At 72.0% G+C, this 25,541-nt stretch carries 23 protein-coding genes; 11 read left to right on the top strand and 12 right to left on the bottom strand.

All coding sequences use genetic code 11. The features are described from left to right. The first annotated feature begins 12 nt into the window (after positions 1–12). Together H9623_RS19355 and H9623_RS06400 are read left to right on the top strand one after the other, a co-directional pair. Positions 13–654, top strand: coding sequence for a TetR/AcrR family transcriptional regulator (locus tag H9623_RS19355; RefSeq protein ID WP_227748274.1), 642 nt, complete (start codon positions 13–15; stop codon positions 652–654). Next, positions 651–2,360, top strand: coding sequence for an MDR family MFS transporter (locus tag H9623_RS06400; protein ID WP_193719235.1), 1,710 nt, complete (start codon positions 651–653; stop codon positions 2,358–2,360). The genes H9623_RS19355 and H9623_RS06400 overlap by 4 nt, the downstream gene beginning before the upstream one ends. A 75-nt stretch (positions 2,361–2,435) precedes the next feature. Here the strand turns inward: H9623_RS06400 and H9623_RS06395 are convergent, their stop codons facing one another. Together H9623_RS06395 and H9623_RS06390 are read right to left on the bottom strand one after the other, a co-directional pair. Continuing rightward, a complete protein-coding gene (locus H9623_RS06395) occupies positions 2,436–3,389 on the bottom strand; it encodes a DUF5692 family protein (RefSeq protein ID WP_193719234.1) in 954 nt (317 codons plus the stop codon). 113 nt (positions 3,390–3,502) lie between these two features. Beyond that, positions 3,503–4,105 carry a TetR/AcrR family transcriptional regulator gene (locus tag H9623_RS06390; RefSeq protein WP_193719233.1) on the bottom strand — a complete coding sequence of 201 codons (603 nt, stop codon included), beginning with the start codon at positions 4,103–4,105 and terminating at the stop codon, positions 3,503–3,505. 271 nt (positions 4,106–4,376) lie between these two features. Between H9623_RS06390 and H9623_RS06385 the strand changes: the two genes are divergently transcribed. Continuing rightward, a complete protein-coding gene (locus H9623_RS06385; protein WP_193719232.1) occupies positions 4,377–5,132 on the top strand; it encodes a GTP pyrophosphokinase in 756 nt (251 codons plus the stop codon). Here the strand turns inward: H9623_RS06385 and H9623_RS06380 are convergent. Next, complete coding sequence (locus H9623_RS06380; RefSeq protein ID WP_193719231.1) at positions 5,129–5,431, bottom strand: DUF1905 domain-containing protein; 303 nt, start codon at positions 5,429–5,431, stop codon at positions 5,129–5,131. The genes H9623_RS06385 and H9623_RS06380 overlap by 4 nt on opposite strands. Positions 5,432–5,532: 101 nt before the next feature. Between H9623_RS06380 and ku the strand changes: the two genes are divergently transcribed. The 4 genes from ku (at position 5,533) to H9623_RS06360 (ending at position 7,989) form a co-directional block, all read left to right on the top strand. Continuing rightward, entirely contained in the window at positions 5,533–6,510 is a 978-nt protein-coding gene (ku, locus tag H9623_RS06375; RefSeq protein WP_193719230.1) for a non-homologous end joining protein Ku, read from the top strand. A 27-nt stretch (positions 6,511–6,537) separates the two neighbouring features. Next, positions 6,538–7,035, top strand: a complete 498-nt coding sequence (locus H9623_RS06370) for a heme-degrading domain-containing protein (RefSeq protein WP_193719229.1) — start codon at positions 6,538–6,540, stop codon at positions 7,033–7,035. Positions 7,036–7,155: 120 nt separating this feature from the next. Next, positions 7,156–7,620: a VOC family protein gene (locus H9623_RS06365; protein ID WP_193719228.1), complete on the top strand. Its 465-nt coding sequence runs from the start codon at positions 7,156–7,158 to the stop codon at positions 7,618–7,620. Positions 7,621–7,647: 27 nt separating this feature from the next. Next, on the top strand, positions 7,648–7,989 hold the full coding sequence (locus H9623_RS06360; RefSeq protein WP_193719227.1) for a YciI family protein: 342 nt from the start codon (positions 7,648–7,650) through the stop codon (positions 7,987–7,989). 114 nt (positions 7,990–8,103) lie between these two features. On the opposite strand, the gene H9623_RS06355 is transcribed toward H9623_RS06360, so the two are convergent. From H9623_RS06355 to H9623_RS06320, 8 genes are all read right to left on the bottom strand, one after another. Then, on the bottom strand, positions 8,104–10,641 hold the full coding sequence (locus H9623_RS06355; protein ID WP_193719226.1) for a sialidase family protein: 2,538 nt from the start codon (positions 10,639–10,641) through the stop codon (positions 8,104–8,106). A gap of 305 nt (positions 10,642–10,946) precedes the next feature. Beyond that, positions 10,947–11,678 (bottom strand): N-acetylmannosamine-6-phosphate 2-epimerase, encoded by a 732-nt coding sequence (locus H9623_RS06350; protein WP_193719225.1) that lies wholly within the window; start codon positions 11,676–11,678, stop codon positions 10,947–10,949. Positions 11,679–11,731: 53 nt separating this feature from the next. After that, positions 11,732–12,790: an ROK family protein gene (locus tag H9623_RS06345; protein ID WP_321575316.1), complete on the bottom strand. Its 1,059-nt coding sequence runs from the start codon at positions 12,788–12,790 to the stop codon at positions 11,732–11,734. Beyond that, positions 12,787–13,710 carry a dihydrodipicolinate synthase family protein gene (locus H9623_RS06340; protein WP_193719224.1) on the bottom strand — a complete coding sequence of 308 codons (924 nt, stop codon included), beginning with the start codon at positions 13,708–13,710 and terminating at the stop codon, positions 12,787–12,789. Before H9623_RS06340 ends, H9623_RS06345 begins: the two co-directional genes overlap by 4 nt. Positions 13,711–13,781: 71 nt before the next feature. Further along, on the bottom strand, positions 13,782–14,576 hold the full coding sequence (locus H9623_RS06335) for an ATP-binding cassette domain-containing protein (protein WP_193719223.1): 795 nt from the start codon (positions 14,574–14,576) through the stop codon (positions 13,782–13,784). Next, entirely contained in the window at positions 14,573–16,696 is a 2,124-nt protein-coding gene (locus tag H9623_RS06330) for a dipeptide/oligopeptide/nickel ABC transporter permease/ATP-binding protein (RefSeq protein WP_193719222.1), read from the bottom strand. Before H9623_RS06330 ends, H9623_RS06335 begins: the two co-directional genes overlap by 4 nt. Before the next feature lies 1 nt (position 16,697). Continuing rightward, a complete protein-coding gene (locus H9623_RS06325) occupies positions 16,698–17,651 on the bottom strand; it encodes an ABC transporter permease (RefSeq protein ID WP_193719221.1) in 954 nt (317 codons plus the stop codon). Between the two features lie 73 nt (positions 17,652–17,724). Continuing rightward, positions 17,725–19,350, bottom strand: coding sequence for an ABC transporter substrate-binding protein (locus H9623_RS06320; protein ID WP_227748272.1), 1,626 nt, complete (start codon positions 19,348–19,350; stop codon positions 17,725–17,727). 94 nt (positions 19,351–19,444) lie between these two features. On the opposite strand from H9623_RS06320, the gene H9623_RS06315 reads away from it, so the two are divergent. Together H9623_RS06315 and H9623_RS06310 are read left to right on the top strand one after the other, a co-directional pair. Further along, positions 19,445–20,254 (top strand): FadR/GntR family transcriptional regulator, encoded by an 810-nt coding sequence (locus tag H9623_RS06315; RefSeq protein WP_193719219.1) that lies wholly within the window; start codon positions 19,445–19,447, stop codon positions 20,252–20,254. Beyond that, complete coding sequence (locus tag H9623_RS06310; RefSeq protein ID WP_321575315.1) at positions 20,251–20,883, top strand: SGNH/GDSL hydrolase family protein; 633 nt, start codon at positions 20,251–20,253, stop codon at positions 20,881–20,883. The genes H9623_RS06315 and H9623_RS06310 overlap by 4 nt, the downstream gene beginning before the upstream one ends. Before the next feature lie 339 nt (positions 20,884–21,222). Here the strand turns inward: H9623_RS06310 and H9623_RS19970 are convergent, their stop codons facing one another. After that, positions 21,223–21,792 (bottom strand): TetR/AcrR family transcriptional regulator, encoded by a 570-nt coding sequence (locus H9623_RS19970; RefSeq protein WP_193719218.1) that lies wholly within the window; start codon positions 21,790–21,792, stop codon positions 21,223–21,225. Between the two features lie 196 nt (positions 21,793–21,988). Here H9623_RS19970 and H9623_RS06300 point away from each other — a divergent pair, with 196 nt between their 5' ends. Together H9623_RS06300 and H9623_RS06295 are read left to right on the top strand one after the other, a co-directional pair. Next, positions 21,989–23,476, top strand: a complete 1,488-nt coding sequence (locus H9623_RS06300; RefSeq protein ID WP_227748282.1) for an MFS transporter — start codon at positions 21,989–21,991, stop codon at positions 23,474–23,476. Positions 23,477–23,544: 68 nt separating this feature from the next. Further along, entirely contained in the window at positions 23,545–25,458 is a 1,914-nt protein-coding gene (locus H9623_RS06295) for a metallophosphoesterase family protein (protein ID WP_227748271.1), read from the top strand. Positions 25,459–25,541 lie beyond the last annotated feature (83 nt).

Raw genomic sequence — 25,541 nt, 5'->3', positions numbered from 1 at the left:
TACAGTGCAGTCATGCAGACCGCTCCGACGTCCCTCCGCGAACGCAAGCGTGCCGAGACCTGGCTCACGATCCACCAGGCGGCCGCCGCCCTGGTCCGCGAGAAAGGGCTCCACCACGCGACCGTCGAGGAGATCGCCGCCGCGGCGGGCATCTCGCAACGGACGTTCTTCAACTACTTCGCGACCAAGGAGGAGGCGATCCTGGGGCTCGTGCCCCCGCGAGTCTCCGACGAGGCGCTCGCGGCCTTCCGTGCGGAGACCGAGGGACCCGCGTTCGAGCGGGTCGTGCGGTTCCTGCTCTCGATCCTGCGGTCCACGCTGCACCCCGGCGTCCCGTTCGCCGAGCGCAAGGCGCTCGTGCGCGAGCACCCCGAGCTGCGCAAGCACGCCATGGGCTCCGTCTCCCAGGTCGAGTCGCTCGTCAACGACCTGCTGTCCGACCGGGCCGAGGACGGGACGGGGTTCAGCGAGCTCGCGTCGCTGGGCCTGCCCGACAGCCCCGACACCGCGCGAGCGCTCCTCATGCTCGCCGGAACCATCATGCGCTTCGCGTACTCGCGCAACCCTGGCACGGCCCTGAGCGGCTCCGACGCCGAGGCCGACATCAGCGAAGCGATCACCATCTTCCGAGAAGTCTTCGAGGCCACGCTATGACCACCACCCCCCGAGCCGGCAGCACTCCGGCACCCACCCGGGGCGCGACCACCGCCGCGCCCACGCACCCGTCTGCGCCCGACGCCCCGCCGGCGTCCCCGAGGGACCGCGGCATCGTCCTGCTGTTCCTGGGCCTCATGGTCACCATGCTGCTCGCGTCCCTCAACCAGACCGTGCTGTCGAGCGCGCTGCCCACGATCGTGGGCGAGCTCGACGGCGTCGAGCACATGAGCTGGGTCATCACGGCCTTCATCCTGGCCTCGACCATCACCATGCCGATCTACGGCAAGGTCTCCGACGTCCTGGGCCGCAAGCCCCTGCTGCTCACCGCGATCCTGCTGTTCATGGTGGGATCCGTGATCGGCGCCGTCGCGGGCGACATGAACGTGCTCATCGTGGGGCGCACGGTCCAGGGCCTCGGCGGCGGCGGGCTCATGATCCTGTCGCAGGCCGCGATCGCCGACGTCATCCCCGCGCGGGAGCGCGGCAGGTACATGGGCATCATGGGCGCGGTCTTCGCGGTCTCCTCGGTCGCGGGACCGCTGCTCGGCGGCTGGTTCACCGAGGGCCCCGGCTGGCGCTGGGTCTTCTGGATCAACATCCCGCTGGGCGTCGTCGCAGCGCTCGCCGTGATCTTCCTCCTGCACCTGCCCAAGAAGGCGCGCGGCGCCGAACGTGTGCGCCACGACTACCTCGGCATGGCCCTCATGGCCGTGGCGACCACGGCGCTCGTCCTGGTCGGGACCTGGGGCGGGTCGCAGTACGCGTGGGGCTCGGCGACGATCCTCGGGCTCGTCGCACTGGCGGTCGTGGCCGCCGTGGCGTTCGTGCTCGTCGAGAAGCGTGCCGACGAGCCGATCATCCCGCTGCACCTGTTCGCCGACCGCAACTTCACGGTCACGACCATCGCGGCGCTCGCGACGGGCATCGCGATGTTCGGCGCGATCGGCTACATGCCCACCTACCTGCAGATGGCGACCGGTGCCAGCGCGACCGTCGCCGGCCTGCTCATGATCCCCATGATGGGGTCGCTGCTCGTCACCTCGGTCGTCACGGGCCAGATGGTCTCGCGCACCGGCAGGTACAAGGTCCTCCCGATCGTCGGTTCGCTGATCCTCGGCGTGGGCCTGGCTCTGCTCTCGACGGTCGAGGCCGACACCGCGACGCCCATGATCTGCGTGTTCCTCGCGGTGATCGGCATCGGTCTGGGTGGGAGCATGCAGATCCTCACGCTCATCGTGCAGAACTCGTTCCCGCTGCGCGAGGTCGGGACCGCGACCGCGGCCAACAACTACTTCCGCCAGGTCGGGGCGACGCTCGGTTCGGCCGTGGTCGGCAGCGTGTTCATCGCCCGTCTGACCACGCTCCTCGCGGAGAAGTTCCCCCAGGGCACGGGGTCGGCGGGCGGGACGGGCTCGCTCACCCCGGACCTGGTCCAGTCCCTGCCCGACGGCGTGCGCGCCCTCGTGATCGAGTCCTACAACGAGGCGCTCGTGCCGCTCTTCCTCTACATGGTGCCGCTCGCGATCATCGCGGCGATCGCCCTGTGCTTCGTCCACGAGAAGCCGCTCGCGACCTCGGTCGAGCACGAGATCGCCGCGGAGTCCCTGGCCGAGGGTCAGCTCCTGGTGACCGACGCGGACGAGGGGAGCGACGCCGTCGGGCAGACGGAGGACGTGAGCGCCGGGACGCGTCCCGAGCGGTAGCCCCCTCCTGCCGCACACGAGCAAAGGGTCGCCCGACACAACGTGTCGGGCGACCCTTCGTCGTGTCCGGGGCCGTCAGGCGGTCGTGGCGCCCGCGGTGGTGAGCTCCGGTGCCGGGCGGTCCTTCGCGAGCTCCTGGTAGGACTTGTGGTCCGTGAACAGCTCGTCGCGCAGCGGGTTGCGGCGCTTGGTCACGATCACCTTGACCTGGTAGACCGCGACCGCGACGTTGGCGAGCAGCGAGACCAGGCTCACCACGAACAGCGCCGTGGGGTCGTGCGACGAGTCCACCGCGAAGGCCGAGTCCGAGACGAACGTCGGCACGGCCATCGTGAACATCATCCAGAACGCGAGCGTGTGGGCACGGTGCTGGAGCCAGGCGCCCTTGCGCAGGAAGAACGCCGGGATGGTGCAGCTGATGAGCAGCGCGGCACCCGCGTAGAACGCGTGGTCGCCCACGCAGTTGTAGACGTACGCGAAGTTCCACAGGTCGTACGCGATGATCCAGAACCACATCATGTCCGGCCAGACCATGTCCTGGAACCGGTCGCGCGTGATGTAGATGCCGGCCCAGCCGCAGATCGTCAGCAGGTTCAGGATGCCCGCGATGCCGTTCATGATGTTCCACGAGCCGCCGACCATGAACACGCCGTCGACCATGCCGTCCATGCCGTAGACCTGGAAGTCACGGATCACGGCCTCGGCGATGTTGAGCGCGAGGATCGCCGGGGGGAACAGCAGGGCGTACTTCATCGCCCCGACGCGCTTGTTGTAGCGGATGAGCATGAAGCCGATGCACCCGGCGAGGGCCGAGTACACCTTGACCCAGTGGAACCAGGTGCCGGTCGAGGACCCTGCCCCCGCGGTGTGCGGCCAGACGAAGATCGTCAGCAGGACCGGCAGGACGACGAAGATCCCGATCGCGGCGGTCTTGGACCAGCGGACGAGCTCGTTGAGGCCGACGAGGGCAGCGAGCACCACGAACCACATGACGGCTGCTTGCCAGGGGATGGAATCGAAGAGGAACACGTCGCTCCCTTTCTCAGGACGACGGGACGGCCGGTGGCCGCCCGGGGTGGGGGGACGGTGCGCCTGGTGGGCGAGCCCGGTCCCGGCGCACCGTCGGGACCCGGGCCGTCGCGTCACTCGGTGCCGGAACGCGCCTCCTCGAGGTGCAGCACCTGCCGCACGATCGTCACGAGCACCGCGTCGTCGACGTCGGGGGTGTTCCGGGCGAGCCCGACCAGGCCGTAGACGAGGACGTAGAACGTCTCGGGGACGTTCTCGATGCGGATGCGGTGCCGGGCCGCGTAGGCCTCGACCGTCGTCGTGCCGATGCACTCGACGACGGCCCGCACGGCCTGGTCGAGGAAGCGGTTGTACAGGCCCGCGCTCTCGGTGCGCTGCATGTCGTCGCGCAGCGGCGCGACCGCCCGCAGGTGGGTGCGGAACATCGCGATGCAGTCGACGAGTGCCTTGTCGATGTTGCCCGGCTCGCGGGCGGCGTCCCAGGCCCGGACGGACTCGACGAACTCCGCGACGTAGCCCTCGAGCACGGCGTCCACGAGGGCGTCCTGGTCGGGGAAGTAGTAGTAGACGAGGCTGCGGGCAACGCCCGCGCGCTCCGCGACGTCCTTGGTCGAGGTCCGGGCGATGCCCTGCTCGGCGAACAGCTCGCGGGCCGCGTGCACGATCTCCTCGGCGCGGACCTCGGGTGCTGAACGTCGCCGCCTTCGCGTCGTCACGTCGGTCATCGTGGCCCCTTCCTGAGCTGTCGTCTCGACGCTAGGACCGCTATTGACACCGCGTCAATAGCGCCGTCCGAGGTCAGGACGTTGGTCCCGGGACCCGAGGACATTGGGCCTGCCGCCCGGCGCGAGAACCGGGCCACGACCTGAGACGCGCGGGGGGCCGCGGCGGACGCGTACGCCCGGAGCGCCCACGGTGTGCGACCGTGGGAGATCGAGACGGCGAAGGATCGGGACAGTGGACGACGGGCGCGACCAGCGAGGACCCATGCACGACGACCCCCAGGTGGGGGCGGAGCTCCGAGCGCTGCGGGAGCACTTCACGCGGCTGATGATGACCTACCGCTTCGGCATGGACGAGGTGATGACGAAGATCACCATCCTGCGGGACGAGTTCGCCTACGCCCACGAGTACAACCCCATCGAGCACGTCTCCTCGCGGCTCAAGTCGCCCGAGTCCCTGCTCGCGAAGGCCCGGCGCAAGGGCGTGGACCTGACGATCGAGGCGCTGCGCGCGGAGATCTTCGACATCGCGGGCGTCCGGGTCACGTGCAGCTTCGTGTCCGACATCTACACGGTCCGCGACATGATCGCGGGTCAGCGTGACGTCGTGGTCCTCGAGGAGCGCGACTACATCGCCCATCCCAAGGGCAACGGGTACAAGTCCCTGCACCTCATCGTCGAGGTGCCCGTGTTCCTGTCCGACCGGGTCCAGCCCGTGGTCGTCGAGATCCAGATCCGCACCATCGCCATGGACTTCTGGGCCAGCCTCGAGCACAAGATCTACTACAAGTACGACAAGGCCGTGCCCGAGCGTCTCATCGACGAGCTGCGGGAGGCGTCGCTCGCGGCCTCCGAGCTCGACGCCAAGATGGAGCGGCTGCACGAGGAGGTCCTCCAGCACTCGCGTGACACCGCGACCGCGCACCCCGCGGGGGAGAAGAGCCCGAGCCCGTTCGCGCCCTCGTGGGAGCTGCTCGACTCGTACCTGCGGGGCAGGCAGGACGAGGGGACCACCCGCTAGAGCAGCGTCTCGACCGCGATCCGCACGGTGTCGCCGACGTCGACCGCCTCGCGGCGACGCACCGCGGCCTTGACGGGCACGACGAACGTCCTGCGCTCGGCGTCGGGGAAGACCGAGGTGGTCCAGCGCGACCCGCCGAGCGTGACCTCGACCTTGACGGACCCGAACCCCGCCGGGGGCAGCGGGGAGTCCGCGATCTCGTCGCTGACGTCGGTGGGCAGCGCCGCGAAGACCCACGTGTCGCTGCGCGCGGTCCACCGCCACAGCTCCGCCTCGAACTCGTACCTGGTGCCGGCCATGCGCCCATGATGCCGGGCGCCGCCCACAGGAGGGTCCGCACCACCGCCTCGAGCCCGTCTGACGACTCGCCAGCCCCCGGCCCCGGGAGCACCATGGAGACATGAGGGCCATCTGGAAGGGTGCCATCACGTTCGGTCTCGTCAACGTGCCGATCAAGGTGTACTCGGCGACCGAGGACCACGACGTGCCGCTGCACCAGGTGCACGACAAGGACGGCGGCCGGATCCGCTACCAGCGACGGTGCGAGGTCTGCGGCGAGGTCGTGGCGTACGAGCACATCGACAAGGCGTACGACGACGGCGAGCGCACGGTCGTGCTCACGGCCGAGGACCTGGGGTCGCTGCCCGCCGAGCGCAGCCGCGAGGTCGAGGTCGTCGAGTTCGTGCCCACCGACCAGATCGACCCCATGCTGCTGGACCGCAGCTACTACCTCGAGCCCGACTCCTCCTCGAACAAGGCCTACGTGCTGCTGCGCCGCACGCTCGAGGAGACCGACCGCACCGCGATCGTGAAGTTCGCGCTGCGCCAGCGCACGCGGCTCGCGGCGCTGCGAGTGCGCGACGACGTGCTGGTGCTGCAGACGCTGCTGTGGGCCGACGAGGTCCGCGAGGCCGCGTTCCCGACGCTCGACGAGCCGGCGAAGGTCAGCGCCAAGGAGCTCGCGATGTCGTCGCAGCTCGTCGAGTCCTTCGCGGCCGACTTCACGCCCGAGGAGTACCAGGACGACTACCAGGCCCAGCTCCGTCAGCTCATCGAGGCCAAGATCGAGGCAGGCGACACGTTCAGCACCGAGGAGACCTTCGGCGAGCAGGAGGAGAAGGGCGGCGAGGGCGCCGAGGTCATCGACCTCATGGAGGCGCTGCGCCGCAGCGTCGAGAGCTCGCGCGGCAAGAAGTCGGGCGACGCGAAGGGCGAGAAGCCCTCGAAGGAGGCTGCGTCGTCGGGCACCACGAGGAAGAAGAGCGAGCGCCCGACGGCGTCACGCGCCTCGGACGACCAGGCCGCCTCGACCACGGCGCCCGCCTCGACGAAGGAGCCCGCGAAGAAGAAGACGACGCGCAAGAAGGCCTCGGCGTGACGTGCCGCGGCGTGCCAGGCTGACGCCATGACCCACGACCAGCCCGAGAACCCCGACCTGTCCCGCCTCGTCGCCGAGGCCGAGCAGCACGAGCGCGACCTCGTGCTCACGCGCTTCACGCACGACGACGCCTGGCGGCTCGGCTGCCTGCTCGTCGAGCTCGCGGCCGAGCGGTCCCTGCCGATCACGATCGACGTGCGCCGCGGGCCGCAGCAGGTCTTCCACGCCGCGACCGAGGGCACCACACCCGACAACGACACCTGGGTCCAGCGCAAGGTGCGCGTGGTCGAGCGGTTCGGTGCGTCGTCGTACCTCATGGGCCTGCGCGCCAAGGCCCGGGGCACGACGTTCACGGCGCAGCACGAGCTGCCGCTCCAGGAGTACGCGGCCCACGGCGGGGCGTTCCCGCTGCGGGTCGAGGGCGTCGGGGTGATCGGCGTCGTGACCGTGTCCGGCCTGGCCCAGCGCGACGACCACCTGCTCGTGGTCGAGGCGCTGGGGACGTTCCTGCGGACCGCCGCGTGAAGGTCGCCGCCGGACCGGGCCGCCGTCTCTCGAGGTGCGGGGACCGATGAGTTCGGCCGCCCCGGCCGGTCGGACCTGGAGAGTGCGACGCACCGCGCGCCGCGCGGGAGGAGGAGAACGATGCGACCGATCGTCCCGAGCCTGTGGTTCAACGGCGGCCTCGAGGAGGCCGTGGCCTTCTACACCTCGGTGTTCCCCGACAGCACCGTCGGGGACTCCCTGAAGATGCCCGACGGCACGTTCGTCACCATCGACTTCACGTTGCGGGGCCAGCCCTTCAACCTGATCAACGGCGGCCCCGACCACCTGTTCCCGTTCAGCGAGGCCGTGTCGTTCATCGTGCGCTGCGAGGACGAGGCGGAGGTCGACCACTACTGGGACGCCCTGCTCTCGGGCGGCGGCACCGAGTCGCAGTGCGGCTGGCTCAAGGACCGTTACGGGCTCTCGTGGCAGGTGGTGCCCGTCGAGTTCGAGGAGCTCGCGCAGTCCGACGACCAGGAGGCCGTGGCGCGGATGATGGGCGCCATGATGCAGATGATCAAGCTCGAGATGCCTGCGCTGCGCGCCGCGTTCGCCGGCAGCTAGGGCACCGGCCACGGGAAGGCGGACACCGTGACGAAGTACCTGATCTCGTTCCCGAGCGAGGCCATGATCGTGCCGGACGACCAGATGCGGGCCGTCTCGGACGCGTCGCACGCGGTGGTGGAGGAGGCGAAGGCCGCCGGCGTCTGGGTGTTCGGCGGCGGCATCGACGAGAGCGTACCGCCCGTCCTGGTGGACGGTGACGGCACGGTCGCCGAGGGCGCCCACCCCCGGACGAGAGGGCTGGACGGCGGTTGGACGGTGCTGGAGGTGCCGACGCGCGAGGAGGCGCTCGGGTGGGCCGCCAGGATCGCGGCCGCGTGCCGGTGCGCGCAGGAGGTGCGCGCGTTCCTGGACGACCCCGCGAGCTGACGGCGTCCGTGCACGGGCTCGACCCCCGTCCCCACCGGCATGGGGACGAGGGCCGAGGTCGGTGGCGCCGACGAGCGCGGGCGGACGCCGACGGCGCCCGCCCGGCTCAGCCGGTCAGCAGGTCCGGGCGTCGTACGGCGCGGTCAGCGTCTGCGTACCGAGCGTCGCGGACGACACCTCGAACGTGACCTCTCCCGCCCCGACCCCGGCAGAACGGGTCGCGAACCGCTGCGACGCGCTGCGCCCGGGGGCGACTGCCGCGAACGCCTTGGTGCCCGCGGTCGAGCGGATCGTGACGTCCACGGCCCCGTCGCCCTCGTTGACGGCCCGGCCCGTGAGCTGGACCGTGCCCGCCACGCACTGGACGCTCGCCGTGACCGCGACCGGCACGGCGGGCTGCGCAGGGACGTCGAAGGCGGCGACGTCGACCCGCCCCGTCACGGACCGGTCGCCGTTGGAGGCGGCCACCGCGACGGAACGGCCCGCGAGCGAGCCCGCCGCGACGTCGGCCGCGGTGAGCGTGCGTCGCACCGTGCCGCACGCGGCCTCGGCCCCGGGAGCGAGCGCGGGCACGGCGCACACGTCCGCGGCGCCGACGCCCGTGAGGCGCACGTTCCCGGTGTTGCGGACCGTGAGGGCGTTGACGACGACGTCGCCCGCGTTCACGGTCCCGCTCGCGTCGGTGTCCTCGACCGTGGGCTCGCCGGCCGTGACGGCGAGCGAGGGACGGCGGTCGACCAGGTCGACGGGGTCGCCCGTGAGGGGGACCGACGTGGCCTGGGTGGCGTTCATGAACCAGCGGGTCTCGGGGACGAAGAACCCGTCCGCGAGGTCGTCGGCCGTCACGACGCGGTACGCGAGCGAGCACAGGTACGTGCCGCCCGCGGGCAGGCTGCTCCAGTTGCAGCCCGGGGACAGGTTCGTCAGGTTGCCCGTCGCGGTCGAGCGGTAGGCCGTGGTCCCGGTGTTGTAGACGCGGAACGAGTAGGGCACGCGCTCGCCGACGGTGTACGGCTGCGCCGCCACGTCACGGTCGGTCGTGTACTTCCCGAACACCGCGAGCGAGGTCACGGGACCCGCAGGGCCGCCCGTCACGGTCACGTAGCCGTAGGCGCGCGCCTGCGTGCCGTCGGCCGTCGTCAGGACGCTCTGGACGCGGACGGGGTTGTTCGCCGTCGTCGCGGCGGCGGTCGCGGACGCGGTGAGCGCGACCCGGACCGTGGCGCTCTGGCCGACAGCGATCGCGGGCACGTCGACCGTGGTCGCGCTCCAGCCCACGGGAGCGTCGATCGTCAGGCGCGACGCGGCGAGCGGCGCCTGGTTCTGGTTGGTGACCTGGACGGGCACCTGCACGGTGGCGCCCGTCGCGACGGTCGTGTCCGGCACGACGGTCGAGGCGCACGTCGCGTTCAACCACTCCTGGTCGAAGCTCGCGAACGAGATCGCGTTCATGCCCTGCGTCTCGTACAGGAGCCCGAAGCGCCCGTCGCCGATGGGCGAGAGCGTCGAGTAGGCGCCCGAGCCCGGGTTGACGACCCGGAAGCCCGGCCACGTCGCGCCGTCGTCGCACGAGAGGCGCACGGTCACGTTCTCGCGGCCCGTGGTGCTGTTGGAGTTGCTGAACAGCAGCATCTTCGCCTCGGCCGAGCCCTCGGGGGCGTCGGGGTACAGGCGCGAGACCGACCCGTTGTTGGTCGGGTCGGGGAGCTGGCGGTCGAGCGTCACGGGCCCGTACGTGTGCCCGCCGTCGGTCGAGTACGCGATCTTGCGGTACTTGCTGCCCGCGGAGTCGCGCGAGTTCATCATGACGCGTCCGTCGGAGAGCTCGACCGACTTGTTCTCGTCCATGCCCGTGCCGAACGCCTCGCCGTGCTGCCACGTGGCGCCGTGGTCGTCGGAGTACACGCTGTACGCCTTGTACGTGCCGCCCGTGCGGGCCGTGAACTGCTGGACGAGTCGTCCGGCGTGCTCGCCGTAGCGCAGCTGGATGCCCTCGCCCGAGGCCGCGAAGATGCCGGCCCACGACGGGTCCTTGGCGCCCTCGGTGATGACGCGGCCCTCCCACGTCTGGCCGCCGTCCTCGGAGACGCTGACCGCGGCGTGCAGGATCTGGCGGTTGGTCGGGTCGATGCCCGTGGCCGACCCGCCGAAGCCCTGGTCGAACGACTTCACGTGGAAGTTGAAGATCGTGCCGGTCTCGCGGTCCACGACGTAGGACGGGTCGGAGAACCCGTACTTGTCGGGCGACGAGTTCGTGCCGTACCCGGCCGCGACGACGGTCGCTGGCTCCCAGGTCGCGCCGTTGTCGCGGCTGACCTGCTGGAGGATCGAGTTGGGCTGCGGGGCGTCACCCGCGTGGAACGGGCGGCCGTCGTACGACGCGAGGATCGTCCCGTCGTTCGTGGTGGTCAGGGCGGGGATGCGGTAGTTCGCATAGCCCCCCGTGCCGCCGACCGCGAGGGTCTGCTCGGAGAAGGTCCCGGGACCGTCGGTCGCTGCGGGCGGGAACGGGTCGAACGCCTGGGCGCTCGCGGCCGGGACCACGAGGAGCAGGGAGAGCCCGGCGGCGAGCGCGGCGCGGGACCCTCGGCGGGTGCACGCGGGTGGCTGGGAGCCGGGCGGGGTGGTCGGGGTGGATGGGTGCAGTGGCATCAGATACTCCTGGCTTCGTCGGGTCAGAGCTCTTGGTGCACGGTGCGGTCCTGCGGGTGCGGCGCCGTGCCCCGGCGCGGGGCGGGCGCGGCGCGGACCTCCGCCTCGGCACCGAGTCGGGTGCGGGGGTCCGGTCTGTGGGTGCTCCGGGTGCGAGGTGCCCGACGGCGGAGCGAGCGTCGGGCGGGCAGGTGCGGGACCGTCGTGGTCCCGGTGCCCCCGGGTCCTCCGCGGCGGTGCGCAGGACCCGGGTGGGGATCGGGTGGGGTGGGCCGGTCGACCGGTGCGGGCGTGGCCCGCGGGGCTCAGGCCGAGAGCGCGTCGACGAACCACCCCGTGATGGTCGTGGGGTGGGTGATCGCGGTGCCGACGACCACGGCCCAGGCGCCCGCGTCGAGCGCGGTGCGCGCCTGGGCGGGGGAGTGGACGCGTCCCTCGGCGATCACGGGCAGGTCGATGCGCTCCACGAGCTGGGCGAGCAGCTCGAGGTCGGGTCCCTGGGTGCGGGGGCGTTCTCCGGTGTACCCGGACAGCGTGGTCCCGACCGCGTCGACCCCGGCGTCGCGGGCAGCGAGCGCGTCGTCGAGGCTCCCGCAGTCCGCCATGACGAGCGCGGACGTGTGCTCGCGCAGCCCGGCGACGGTCGCGGCGAGGCTCAGCCCGTCGGGGCGAGGGCGCCGGGTCCCGTCGATCGCGACGATCGTGGCTCCCGCCCGGGCGACCGCGACCGCGTGCCGCAGGGTCGGGGTGATGAAGACGCCGTCGGCCCCGTCCTTCCAGAGCCCCGTGACGGGCACCGTGATGCCGGCCTCGGCGAACGCGCGCGTGACGTGCTCGATGTCCTCGATGCCCTGCACCCGGATCCCGACCGCACCGCCCTCGACGGCTGCGAGCGCGACCTGGGTCATGGTGCGCGGGTCCCGCATGGCCTCGCCCGGGTAGGCCTGGCACGAGACGACCAGCCCGCCGCGCAGCGCGACGAGCGGGTCGGGGGACGGGTCGGTGCCGGCGAGGGAGGTCGGCGGTCGGTCGGTCACGAGTTCCTCCGGGTGGGGTGTGCTGGCGGGTCGGCGGGGGATCGGGACCCCGGTCACGAGCTCGCGAGGTAGGGCAGCGAGAGCCCGGCCGAGTCGTGCGCGGCCCTCGTGCCCCGCGGGTCGTCGCCCGCGTGCGCGAGGAACGCGAGCCGGGCGGCACCGAGCACGGCGGCGTCGCCGCCGAGGGTCGCGGCCACGACGGGCAGGCCGTCGAGGGCGGGCATGAGCTCGGAGGCCACCGCCTCGCTCAGGGTGTCCCACCACAGGCTCCCGGCGCCCGCGAGCCCGCCGCTGATGACGACGACCTCCGGGTCGAGCATGTTCGCGACGCCGCCCACGGTCCGCCCCAGGGCCGTGGACGCGAGGACCACCGCCTGGTGGGCGACGGGATCGACGTCGGTGATCTGGCACACGACCCGGGCGGTCTCGACCGTCGGGTCGCCACCGAGACGCAGGTACAGGGCGTGCAGCGCCGGACCCGACGCGACGGCCTCGAGGTGCCCGGTGCGCGAGCACGTGCACCGCAGCCCCGCCGCCTCGGCGGCGGGCAGGTGCCCCAGGTGACCGGCGACGTGCCGGGCCCCGTGCTGGGGCGTGCCGTCGAGCAGGAGCGTCGCCCCCACGCCCGTGCCCGCCGCGACGACGAGCGCGGTCCGCGTCCCCGCGCACGCGCCCAGCCAGTGCTCGCCCAGCGCGTGCGCGTGCACGTCGTTGTCGGTGTGCACCGGCAGGCCCGCCGCGGGGCCGCCCGCGGCCAGGAGGCGGGACGAGATCCCGCCCGCGAGGTCGGCGCCTGCCCAGCCCGTCAGGGCATCGGTGGCGGCCACGACCCGGCCGCGGCCGGAGTCGATGACCCCGGCCGAGCCGATGCCGACCCCGACCAGCCCGGTCGGCGAGCCGGCCGACCCGGGCGAGGCAACGCCGTCGGGCAGGAGGAGCGCGACCAGGCGCGCGACCGCGTCGAGGATCGCGGCCGCCCCCTCCCGGGCCGGGGTGGGGACCCCGGCCCGGGCGAGGACCGTGCCGTCGTCGCGGACGAGACCTGCGGCGATCTTGGTACCGCCCAGGTCGATCCCGACGGCGGTGCGGTGGCTGATCGGGGAGCTCGTCACAGCAGCCCGGCCTCCGCGAGGATCACCTTGATCTGGTCCACGACCTCGCCCTCCAGGGCGGGGGCCGGGGTCGTCATGACGTTGGACCCGATCACGCCGAGGAGCTGGAGCGACGTCTTGAACGCGCCCAGGCCGCTCGCGCCGCCGCTGTAGCCGCGGGGCTGGAAGACGATCTCGAACAGAGCCGCGAGACGGTCCTGCTCGTCGCGGGCCGCGGCCCAGTCGCCCGCCTGCGCCGCGTCCCACAGGCGCACGTAGCCGGCCGGGTCGACGTTGCCGAGGCCGGGCACGACGCCGTCGGCGCCGAGCAGCAGCATGCCGTCCACCACGACCTCGTGCCCCGTGAACAGGCGCAGCGGGCTGCCGGCGGCACGGTTCGCCGCGACGAGGCGACGGAAGCCGACGTCGTCGCCGCTCGAGTCCTTGACGCCCGCGATGACGCCCTCGGAGCCCAGGCGGACCAGCATGCCCAGGTCGAGCTTCGAGTGCACGCACACGGGCACGTCGTACGCGAACAGCGGCAGGTCGCTCGCCGCGGCCACGCCGCGGAAGTGGCGCTCGATCTCGTCGTCGTTCGTGCGGATGTACAGCGGGGCGGTCGCGACGACGGCGTCCACGCCCGCGTCGGCCGCGCGGCGGACCTGGTCCTCGACGCGGCGCGTCGAGATGTCGATCACGCCCGCCATGACGGGCACGCGGCCGGCCGTGATCTCGACCGCGGCCTCCATGACCTGGGAGCGGCGGGCGTCGTCGAGGTACGCGACCTCGCCCGAGGAACCGAGCACGAACAGGCCGTGCACGCCCGCGTCGAGCTGGCTCGTGATGAGGCGCTCGAACGACGCGCGGTCGAGCTCGCCGTCCGCCGTGAGCGGGGTGACGACGGGAGGGATGACACCGGAGAAGGTGGTCGTGGTGGGCACAGCGGACTCCAAGGATGGTGCGGTGGCGCTGGGCGGGATGCCTCGCCCGGCGCCGGGTGGATGGGGGACCGTCAGAGCAGCGTCGGCGCGGCGCCGAGCAGGGTCCGGGTGTAGTCGTTCGTGGGACGGTCGAAGACCTCCTCGGCCGTGCCCTCCTCGACGACCTTCCCGAAGTACATGACCGCGATGCGGTCGGAGACGTACCGGACGGTCTGGATGTCGTGCGAGATGAACACCAGGCCGAGGTTCAGGCGGGCCTTGAGGTCCGTCAGGAGGTTCAGCACCTGGGCACGCACCGAGACGTCGAGAGCCGACGTGGGCTCGTCCGCGACGATCACGTCCGGGTCGAGGGCCAGCGCACGGGCGATCGCCACGCGCTGACGCTGACCGCCCGAGACCTGGCTCGGCAGCACGTCGAGCGCCGACTGGGGCAGACCCACGAGGTCGAGCAGCTCGCTCACGCGCTTCTCGCGGTCGCGCGGCGACCCGATCCCGTGCACGTCGAGCGGGTCGCGCAGGATGTCACGCACCAGCATGCGTCCGTTGAGGGCCGTCGACGGGTCCTGGAACACGATCGAGATCGCGCGACCGAACTCCTTGCGGGTCCGGGCGTTGCGCCGCAGGACGCTGCGGCCGTTGAACACGACGTCGCCGCTCGTGGGGGCCTGGAGGCCCACCATGACCTTGGCGAGGGTCGACTTGCCGCAGCCCGACTCACCCACGATCCCGATGGTCTCGCCGCGCCGCACGGCCATGTCGACCCCGGCGACCGCGTGGACGCGGTCCGGGCGGAAGAGCTTGCCCGTGCGGGCCTTGTGCACCACGTGCACGTCCTTGAGCTCTAGGACAGGAGTGTCGTCGCTCATCGGGCACCTTCCTGGACCAGGAGACCGCTGTCGGTCTCGGTGTGGCTCGCGTAGCGGTGGTCGGTCCCCGGCAGCGTGCGCAGCGGGGGCCGGGGCACGAACGCGTCCTGCGGCCGCGAGGACCGGGGAGCGAAGCGGTCGCCCGTCGCGAAGTCGCGCGGCGAGGGGACCGTGCCCGGGATCTGGTGCAGGCGCTCCGCGCCCGACTCGATCGACAGGACCGCCCCGAGCAGGCCGCGCGTGTACTCGTGCTGCGGGTTCATGAGCAGGCTCGGCACGGGGGCCGACTCGACGACCTGGCCCGCGTACATGACCGTGACGCGGTGGGCCAGCGAGGCGACGAGCGCCAGGTCGTGGCTCACGAAGACCATCGCGAACCCGAGCTCCTCACGGAGCTCGTTGAGCAGGTCCACGACCTGCTTCTGCACCGTGACGTCGAGGGCCGTGGTCGGCTCGTCGGCCACGACCAGACGCGGGTCGCGCGTCAGGGCCATCGCGATGAGCACGCGCTGGCGCTGCCCGCCCGAGAGCTCGTGCGGGTAGCTCTTGAGCGTGCGGTCCGCGTCGAGGCCCACGAGCTCGAGGAGCTCGACCGCGGTGCGCGTCCCGCCCCGCTTGATCAGCTGCGCCATCTGCGAGCGGATCAGCATCGACGGGTTGAGCGAGCTCAGGGCGTCCTGGTAGACCATGGCCATCTCGTGGCCGCGCAGAGCGTTGCGGCGTGCAGGTGGCGTGGTGAGCAGGTCGACGCCGTCGAGGAGGATCTCGCCCGTGACCTGCGCCGACGAGGGCAGCAGGCCCATGACGGCGAGGCTCGTGAGCGACTTGCCGCAGCCGGACTCGCCGACCAGGGCCATGGTCTCGCCGGGACGCACCGAGAAGCTGATGTCGTCCACGACCGCCACGTCGCCGTGGCGCTCCGGGAAGCGGATCGAGAGGTTCTTGACCTCGAGCAGGGGAGCGGCGTCGCCCGTGTAGACCAGCCGGTCCGTCCGGTTCTGCTCGGCGACCCGCAGGCGGTCGAGCTGGACCGCGAGCGCCTCGCGCTGGGCGGCGGCGGCCGCGACCGCGATCTGCGGGTCGGGGATCACCGAGGTGTCCGCGACCAGCTCGTCGAGCACGCGCGGCTCGCGCAGGTCGGCCGCGCCCGTGTACTCGAGGGGAGCGTCGGCGTCGTGCTCCGTGAGGGGGTCCGTGGCGTGCGCGGCGTCCTCGGCGGCGGCGGACGTGGCGGCGACGGCTGCCGCGCCGCGTGCCTCGGCCGGCTTGCGGGCCGCGGGGCGGACCATCGCGTCGGTCAGGCCCTCGGACAGGACGTTGAGCGAGAGGACCGTGAGCAGGATCGCCATGCCGGGGAAGAACGTGGCCCACCAGCCGCCGTTGAGCAGCAGGTTGCGGCCGTACGCGATGACGTTGCCCCACGAGGGCTCGGGGTCCTGCACGCCCGCGCCGATGAACGACAGGCTCGCCTCGAACACGATCGCGTCGGCGACCAGCACGGTCGCGAAGACCATGATCGGGGCGATGCAGTTGCGGGCCACGTGCTTGACGAGGATCAGCGAGGTCCGCGCACCGATGACCTTCTCGGCGGACACGTAGTCCTCGCCGAACTGGCTCAGCACGTTGGCCCGGACGATCCGGGCGATCTGCGGGGTGTAGAGGAACGCGATCGTGAAGATGAGCACGGGCAGGGACTTGCCCCACACGGCGACGAAGACCACGGCCAGGGCGATGCCCGGGAAGGCCATGATGATGTCGAGGACACGCATCAGGGTCTCGCTCACGGCCTTGTGGGCCGTCGCGGCGATCGAGCCGAGGATCGCACCGGCGACCAGGGCGACCGCGGTGGCCCCCAGGCCGATCACGAGCGAGTAGCGGGCACCGTAGACGATGCGGGAGAAGATGTCGCGTCCCATGCGGTCCGTGCCGAACCAGTGCTCGCCCGACGGCGGCTGGGCCGGCGTGCCGGACTGCAGCGGGTCGTACGCCGCGACGAGCGGGGCGCAGATCGCGAGGACCGCGACCAGGAGCACGAACGCGAGGGCGATCTTGGAGCCCAGGGGGAGAGCGGCGAGGCGCATACCCGGGCGGGACAGTCGTTCTGTCAGCTTCCGACGCATGTCACACCGTCCGGATTCGAGGGTTGACGACGAGGTACAGGAGGTCGACCAGGATGTTGACGATCACGAAGGTCAGGGCGACGGTCAGCGTCACTCCCTGCACCAGCGCGGTGTCGCTCGCGGTGACCCCGTTGAGGATGAGCTTGCCCATGCCGGGCAGGTCGAAGATGACCTCGATGATGACCGCGCCACCCATGAGGTAGCCGACGCGCAGGCCGAGCACCGTGATGGGCGTGATGAGGGCGTTGCGCAGCACGTTGCGACCCACGACCACGCCGCGGGGCAGGCCCGAGCCGATCGCGGTGCGCACGTAGTCGCGGTCGAGCTCCTCGACCATCGCGGTGCGGACCACCCGGGTCAGCGACGCGGCGACGGGGATCGCGAGCGAGAGCGCAGGCAGGAACATCGAGGCGAGGAACTTCCCGAAGTCGTCCGCGGGGTTGGTGTAGCCGCCCGAGGGGAACCAGTCGAGGCGCAGCGAGAACTGCTGGATGAGGAGGATCGCGAGCCAGAACGACGGCGTCGCGACGCCGGCGATCGACAGGACGCGGATGGCCTGGTCGGGCCAGCGGTCGCGGTAGAGCGCCGCCGTCACGCCGAGCACGAGCGCGAGCACCACGGCGATGATCAGGCCCATGAACGTGAGCTGGAGCGTGAGCGGGAACGCGTTCGCGATGAGCTCGTTCACGGGCTGGCTGGGCGGGACGGTCATGCCCAGGTCGCCGCGCACGAGGCCGGCCAGGAAGTTGCCGTACTGCACGAGCATCGGGTCGTTGAGCCCGTTGGCCGCCCGGTAGGCCTCCTTGGCCGCGTCGGTCGCGGACTCGCCGAGGGCGTTGGTCGCCGGGTCGCTGGGCGCGAACTGCATGACGACGAAGACGAGCAGGGTGATGCCCAGGATCATGACGGGCAGGGCGACCAGCCGTCGTCCGGTCAGTCGTAGGAGCGCGGTCACGCGGTACTCCTCGGGGTCGGGGTGGGTGGCGGCGGCGCGCAGGGGAGCGCCACCGCCACCCGGGACACGGACGTCAGGCGGTGCGGGAGACGTCCAGGAAGGACAGGCCCGTGACGGGCAGGGGCTTGAACCCGTCGAGCGCGGAGTCCTCCCACGCGCTCGGGAGCTTGCGGTGCAGCAGCGGGTACAGCGGGACCTCGTCGGAGAGGATGTCGAACACCTCGCCCCAGGTCTTCTTCTGCTTGGCCGCGTCCTGCTCGGCGGCGCCCTGGTCGAGCAGGCGCGTGACCTCGGCGAACTCGGGGGTGCTGGCCCAGCGGTAGCGCTTGACCGGCCACACCGAGCCCGAGTACCACCAGCGCAGCAGGAGGTCGGGGTCGTTGCCGAAGACCGACGGGTCACCGGGGGCGACCATGACGTCGAGCGTGCCGTCGTCGACCTTCTTGTACTGCCCGCCGGACTGGCCGATGTCGAGGGTCGTGGCGATCCCGACCGCGTCCAGGTCCTCCTTGATGAGCGGGGCGATGTCCTTGACCCAGCTCGTGTCGGTCGTCAGGAGGGTGATCGCGAGGCTGCTCACGCCCGCGTCGGCGAGGAGCTTCTTGGCCTTGGCGGGGTCGTGCGAGTAGACCGTGCTCGCCTTGACGTAGGACGGGTGCTCCTTGTGCAGGAAGCTCGTCGCCGCGGTCGCGTTGCCGAGCAGGCCCGTGCTGATGATCTTGTCCATGTCGAGCGCGTGGAAGAACGCCTGGCGCACGCGCTTGTCCGTGAACGGCGCCTTGGAGCAGTCGAACATCATGAACAGCAGGCCGAACGACTGGACGGACTCGACCGTGACGGCGTTCGCGAGGCGGTCGGCGTCGAGGTAGGGCACGTCCTCGATGGCCTGGACGCGGCCCGACTCGACGGCCGTCACGCGGGCCGCGGCGTCGGACAGCAGGTTCCAGGTCATGGTCTTGGCGAGCGCCGGGCGTGCGCCGTTGTACGCGTCGAAGCGCTCGAACGTGATCTTGTCGTCGACCGTCGCGCTCGTGAGCTTGTAGGGGCCCGAGCCGACGGGCAGCGAGTCGTAGGCCTGGGGGTCGGCCTCGACGATGGCCTTCGGGACGATCTTGACGACCGAGACGCGGTCGACGAACAGCCCGAACGGGTAGTTGAGCGTGAACGTGACCGTCTTGTCGTCCTTGGCCGTGACCGAGGCGAGGAACGGCAGGAACTGGGAGTAGAGCGAGGCGTTCGCCGGGTCGAGGACGCGGTTGAAGCTGAACACCACGTCGTCGGTCGTGACGGGGGAGCCGTCGTGGAAGGTGGCGCCGTCGCGCAGCGTGACCTCCCACGTGGTCTCGTCGATCTTCTTGGGCAGCTCCTTGCCGAGCGCGGCGTAGGGCGTGCGAGCCGCCGGGTCGAGCTCGACGAGGCCCTCGAGGACGTGCCAGTTGGCGGCCATGGTCACGGCGCCGGACGTCGTCATGGGGTCGAAGCCGGTCGAGAGGGCGTAGGAGATGCCCGCCTCGATCGTGCCGTCGAGGTTGGGCTTGGCCCCGCCGCCGGCGGGGGTGGTCTGCGGGTCGGACGAGGTGGACGCGGGTCCGCCACAGGCGGCGATCGTGCCTGCGATCACCGCTCCGGCGCCGATCACGCCGGCGAGCTTGAGGAAGCTCCGGCGGGAGGTGTCGGTCGCGTTCGTGCTATTCGCCATCGAGGTAGCCATGAACTCTCCAGATATAGGACGTCTGATGTCTGACGCTGGTAGGGTTGAACCGTAGAGGCAATTTCTGAGGAGGTCAAGGCGCATGACAGCTACCGAGCCCGTGTCACATCTGGGCTTCGGAGGTCAGGGGGTGCGTCCCCCGACGACTACCGAACAGATCAAGGACTACATCCTGCGAGCCCACCTGCGGCCCGGCGACCTGCTGCCGACCGAGGCCGAGCTCTGCTCGCTCCTCGGCGTCAGCAGGTCGAACGTCCGCGAGGCGATCAGGACGCTCGCCGCGCTCGACATCGTCGAGGTGCGGCACGGCTACGGCACCTACGTGGGGCAGCTCTCGCTCAAGCCGCTCGTCGAGGGGCTCGTCTTCCGCGGGGTCCTCATCCCGGGCGACGACTTCTCGGCGCTGCGGGAGGTCGTCGAGGTGCGCCAGGCGCTCGACCTGTCGATGGCCGAGCAGATCGTGACCGAGATGGCCGGCACCTCCAACCCCGACCTGGAGAGCCTCGTCGCCGCGATGGAGCGCAAGGCCCAGAAGGGCGAGGACTTCTTCGAGGAGGACCGCGAGTTCCACTCGCACCTGCTCGCCCACCTCGACAACTTCCTCGTCGCCCAGCTCGGCACGGCCTTCTGGGACGTGCACCAGGTGGTCTCGCCCAAGCTGGGGCTGCCCGCCCCCGAACAGATCGACCTCACCGCGAAGGCGCACGGGGCCATGCTCCGTGCGGCCGAGGCGGGGGACGCCGACGCCTACCGGGAGGCGGTCATCGCGCACTACGCCCCGCTCCAGGACGCGCTGCACCAGGTCGCCGCGACGGTCGAGGCCTCCCGGACGGCCGCGGCCCCGGTGCGCGGCGGCGCGCGTCCGGCGGGCGCCGCGGAGGGGACGGCGTGAACCGCCCGGTGCTGGTGGCGGGCTCGCGCGCGGTGCTGGTCGGCGACTCGATCACGGACGCGGGGCGGCTCGCCGAGGGGGAGTTCGGGCTGGGGCACGGGTACGCGGCCCGGGTCGCGGGCGTGTGCGGCCGGCACGGGGTCGAGGTGCTCAACCGTGGCGTGAGCGGTCACCGGGTCGTTGACCTGCAGGCTCGGTGGGACGACGACGTCCTCGCCCTCGAGCCGGACCTCGTGTCGATCAAGATCGGCATCAACGACACCTGGCGACGCTACGACCGGGAGGACGCGACGAGCACCGAGGCGTTCGAGGCCGGGTACCGCGACCTGCTGGACCGTACCCGCGCGGGGGCTCCGCAGGCCGCGATCGTCCTGGTCGAGCCCTTCCTGGTGCCCGTCCGCGCCGAGCAGTGGGCGTGGCGCGAGGACCTCGACCCCAAGATCCAGGTCGTGCGGCGGCTCGCTGCGGAGCAGGGGCTCGCCCTTGTCGCGACCGACGGCCCGTTCGCGCAGGCCGTGGCGACGAGCGGGCTCGGCCCGCAGGCCTGGGCGTACGACGGCGTGCACCCCACGCCCGCGGGGCACGACCTCCTCGCCGAGGCCTGGCTCGCAGCGGTGCGACTGGGCTGAGGACGGCGTGCGTCGACCTCCGGCGCGGTGTGCATCGCGCAACTGCCGGGGCACGTGGTCTGGCGAACGGGGGCGCGAGGGGTGACACTGGTCCTTGGGTGTCCCTTGGGCACTCCCTGACCGGCGTCGCCCCGGGGGTTTCCACGCTACGGACCGTGGGACCGGGGTGGGGTACGGGATCTCCCTGCTCTGCGTGCAGGGCGGGGGACCGCATGAGGTGTGCGGGAGGACGGGGCGTCGGTTGCCACTGGGGGCGGCCGACGCCTCCCGCACGTCCAGGCTGGGTGCGGACGCCCGACGGCGCCGCGCAGGTCGAGCCCGGGGCGCCCGCCCGTGGCGTCAGCCGTGGGTGCGGAGCGCGACCATCTCGTCGATCAGGTCGAGGAGGTCGTCGATCGAGCCCGCTCGGTCCGCCTCTGTCGCGGAGGGCGAGGAGCCGCTCGCGATGTGGTCGCTCGCCTGGGCGTAGAGACCGTCGCCGATGAGCATGATCGCGCGCGTCAGGACCGGGTCGCCGACGACCTCGAGCACGGCTCCGGACCATGCGTCGTGGGCGTCGTCGAGCGCGGCGCGGGCCTGCGGGTAGCTGCCCTGGGCGAGCCGGGAGACGGCGACGTAGACGAGCTCGAAGCCGCTGTCGGAGTCGGCCGAGGTCCGGATGAAGTAGTCGACCGGGCCTGCGGGGGCCGTGCGCATGGCCTCGACGTCGGCGGCGGTCAGCTCGCGCAGGAGCTCCATGAGCCCCTCGGCGAGGGCTGCCTTGGAGCCGAAGTGGTAGAGCAGGCCTCCCTTGGAGACCCCGGCCTCGGCGGCGACCGCGTCGAGCGTGGCGGCACGTTCGCCCTGGGTCACGAGCAGCGTGGCGAACGCCTCGAGGACCTTGGCGCGGGCAGCAGGGGGCGGCGGCATCTTGAAAGTGTACCGTCCGGACGGTTACTATACCGTCTGGACGGTTGGAAGTCCGACGCCACAGCGTCGCCCCAGCCGTCCTCGTACGTGAAAGGACACTCCCGTGACTCTCGTCCAGGACCTCCGGACGCCCCGGGACCCCCACGGCACCCCGGGCGCCTCGCAGGGCGTCGCGACCAGCACCCCCGGTTCGCCCCTGACCCGCAACCGCCGCTGGGTCGCGCTCGCCGTGCTCATGCTTCCCGTGCTGCTCGTCTCGATCGACAACACGGTGCTCACCTTCGCGCTGCCCCAGATCTCCGAGGCGCTGCGACCCACCGGCACCCAGCTGCTGTGGATGATCGACGTCTACCCGCTCGTGCTCGCGGGCCTGCTCGTCTCGATGGGCTCGTTCGCCGACCGCATCGGTCGCCGCAGGCTGCTCCTGACCGGCGCGGTCGGGTTCGCCGCCGTCTCGGTCGTCGCCGCCTACGCGCCGAGCGCCGAGGCCCTCGTGGCCTCGCGGGCCGGGCTCGGGTTCTTCGGCGCCATGATCATGCCCCCGACGCTCTCGCTGCTGCGCAACATCTTCACCGACCGCGAGGAGCGGCGGCTCGCGATCGCCGTGTGGGCGGCCGGCTTCGCGGCCGGCAACGCGATCGGACCCATCGCGGGCGGGTTCCTGCTCGAGCACTCGTGGTGGGGCTCGGTCTTCCTGCTCGCCGTCCCGGTGCTCGTGCTGCTCCTGGTGCTCGCGCCGATCTTCGTGCCCGAGTCGAAGGACGCGAACCCGGGCCGGGTCGACGTCGTCTCGATCGTGCTCTCCATGGCGACCATGGCCCCGATCGTGCTCGGCATCAAGACCCTCGCGAAGTCCGGCCCGAGCGTGCTCGCGGTCGGCGCCCTCGCCCTCGGCCTGGTCGCCGGGTGGGCGTTCGTGCGCCGCCAGCTCGGGCGTCCCGACCCCATGATCGACGTGCGCCTGTTCCGGCGCGGAGAGTTCTCGGGCGCGGTCGTCATCAACCTGCTGTCCGTGTTCTCCCTCGTCGGTTTCCTGTTCTTCGTGTCGCAGGACGTCCAGCTCGTGCTGGGCCTGAGCCCCATGGAGGCCGGCTATGCGCTCCTGCCGGGGCTCGTCGCGATGATCGTCGCAGGGCTCCTCGTGGTCCGGGTGGTCCGCCGCGTCCGTCCCGCGCTCGTCGTCGCCGGTGCGCTCCTGTTCGCCGCCGCGGGGTACGCGGCCGTCGCCCTGAGCGCGGGCGCGAGCACCCTCATGGGCCTCGTCGGGGCGTTCGTGATCCTCGCGATCGGGATCGGTGCCGCCGAGACGGTGTCGAACGACCTGATCGTGTCCGCGGTGCCGGCCGACAAGGCGGGAGCCGCCTCGGCCATCTCGGAGACCGCGTACGAGGTCGGCGCCGTGCTCGGCACGGCTGTCCTCGGGAGCATCCTCACGGCGTCGTACCACCGCAACGTCGTCGTGCCCGACGGCGTGGCGGCGGCGGACGCCACGGCGGCCGCCGAGACCCTCGGCGGAGCGACCCAGGTCGCGCAGACCCTGCCCGCCGACCAGGCGCAGGCGCTGCTCGCCTCGGCTCACGAGGCCTTCGGCAGCGGGGTCGGGACCACGTCGTGGATCGGGTTCGCGCTCATGCTCGTGGCGACCGGGATCGCGCTCGTCGCGCTGCGCACGGCACGTTCGTGACATTCACCCGGATGCCGGCGAGCGAGCCCGCTGGCATCCGGGTGATGGATCAGGAAGGGTGAGAGGTGATGAATCGCCCCCGTCACACCCCGCCCCGCTGGGTCCGACGCACGCTGGTCGGGCTCGCCCTCCTCATCCCCTGCCTCGTCTTCGGCGTCACCACCGCGACCGCGGACCTGAGCCTCGGCCCCCACGAGGCTCGCTACGAGGTGACGAACGACAGCCTCGTCGTGGTCGACCTGGGTCCGCTCGGCACGCTCGAGATCGACTCGCCGCTGCCCGCCGGGCTCGGCGCCAGGATCACGGTCGAGGAGATCCCCGCGGACCTCACGGCGTTCGACCAGGCCACCACGATCGCCGCGCTCACCCAGGACCTCCAGGGCTACCTCCAGTTCTTCAGCGGTCCGCAGGACACGATCGACCAGGTCGCGCGTGCCCTCGTCGTCGACGCGCTGCGACGCACGGGGCTCGCGATCCTCGTGGTCGCGGCGGGCGGCGCGGCGCTCTACCTCCTGCTGGGCCGCGGTCGACGCGCCGAGCTCTCCGCGGCGCTCGCTCCGCGGACCTGGGAGATCACCGCGGGCGTCGTCGTGGTCTCGCTCGTCTTCGGCGTGGTCTCGGCGTCCGGCGAGGAGCCCGAGGACACGAGCTCCCGCCCGGCCTCCGCGGTGTTCGCCGGCACCGCTCTCGAGGGGGCCAGGATCACGGGTCGGCTCGCGGGCGTCGTGGACACCTACGGCGGCATGCTCATGACCGCCTACAAGGACAACGAGGCGTTCTACGCGGCGGCCGACGACGCGCTCGAGGCCGCGTGGGACGAGCGGGACGCGCTCGAGGCGGCCGCCGCCGCCGAGCTCGACGCCGCCGATGACGCCGGGAACGGCACGGACGGGGCCGGCACGCAGGACCCGACCGGCGCGACGGGTGCGCCCCTCGACGGGACGGCAGGTCCCGAGGGCCCCGCCGGGGCGACGGCGTCGCCGGACACGGAGGCGGGCGACGCCCGGGACGGCGCGAGCCCCACCGAGGAGCCGACGGCGACGCCCGAGGACGATCTCGTCACGATGCTGGTGATCTCCGACCTGCACTGCAACACCGGCATGACACCGCTCATCCGGACCGCGGGCCTGCGCTCCGGCGCGGACATCGTCCTCAACGCGGGCGACACCACGATGAACGGGACGAGCGTCGAGCAGTTCTGCGTCAACTCGTTCATCTCCGCGGTGCCCGACGGCGCCACGATGGTCGTCGCGGACGGGAACCACGACAGCGTCGAGACCTCGGCGCAGGAGCGCAGGCGAGGCGTCAAGATCCTCGACGGCGACGTGGTCGAGGTCGACGGCGTCCGCATCCTCGGCGACCGGGACGCGCTCGAGACGAGGATCGGGGCCGGTTCCAAGACGGCTCGCCCCGAGACGCCCTCCGAGCAGGCCGAGCGGCTCGCGCAGACCGCGTGCGACGCGCAGGACGGGGTCGACCTGCTCCTGGTCCACACGCCGCGGGCCGGGAACGAGGCCCTCGAGTCCGGGTGCGTGCCCGTCCAGGTATCGGGCCACAACCACCGCCGGAGCGGTCCGGCGCAGTTCGGGCTCGGCATCCGCTACGTGAACGGGAGCACCGCCGGCGCGGAGACGGGCGAACCCACCGTGGGGCCGCTCCGGGGCGTCGCGGAGATGACCGTCCTGCGGTTCGACCCGGTGTACCGGGAGTTCGTGGACTGGCAGCTCGTGCAGGTCTTCCCGGACGGCTCGGCCCAGGTCTCGGCGCGCGAGCCGTTCCCCGTGCCCGTCGACGAGGAGGTCCTGCCCGACGGCACGACGGTCCCCGACGGCACGGTCCTGCCGGAGACCACGACGGTCCCGGAGGGCGCTCCGGAGGGTGCCGGTGACGGGGGCGCGGACGAGCCTGCCGGTCCGGCTCCGGCCGGTGCGGCCGGGGCCACCCCGGTCGGGGTCGGGCCGGCGGCCGCAGGGGAGGGGTGAGGGACTCGTGAGCGAACCCGACGGAGCGGGTGAACCGGACCCCGAGGGTCCGGGGGAGGTCGTGCGGCACGGCAGAATACGGG

Source organism: Oerskovia douganii, assembly GCF_015142735.1.
Classification (GTDB): domain Bacteria; phylum Actinomycetota; class Actinomycetes; order Actinomycetales; family Cellulomonadaceae; genus Oerskovia; species Oerskovia douganii.
This window is presented reverse-complemented; position numbering and strand designations above follow the sequence as displayed.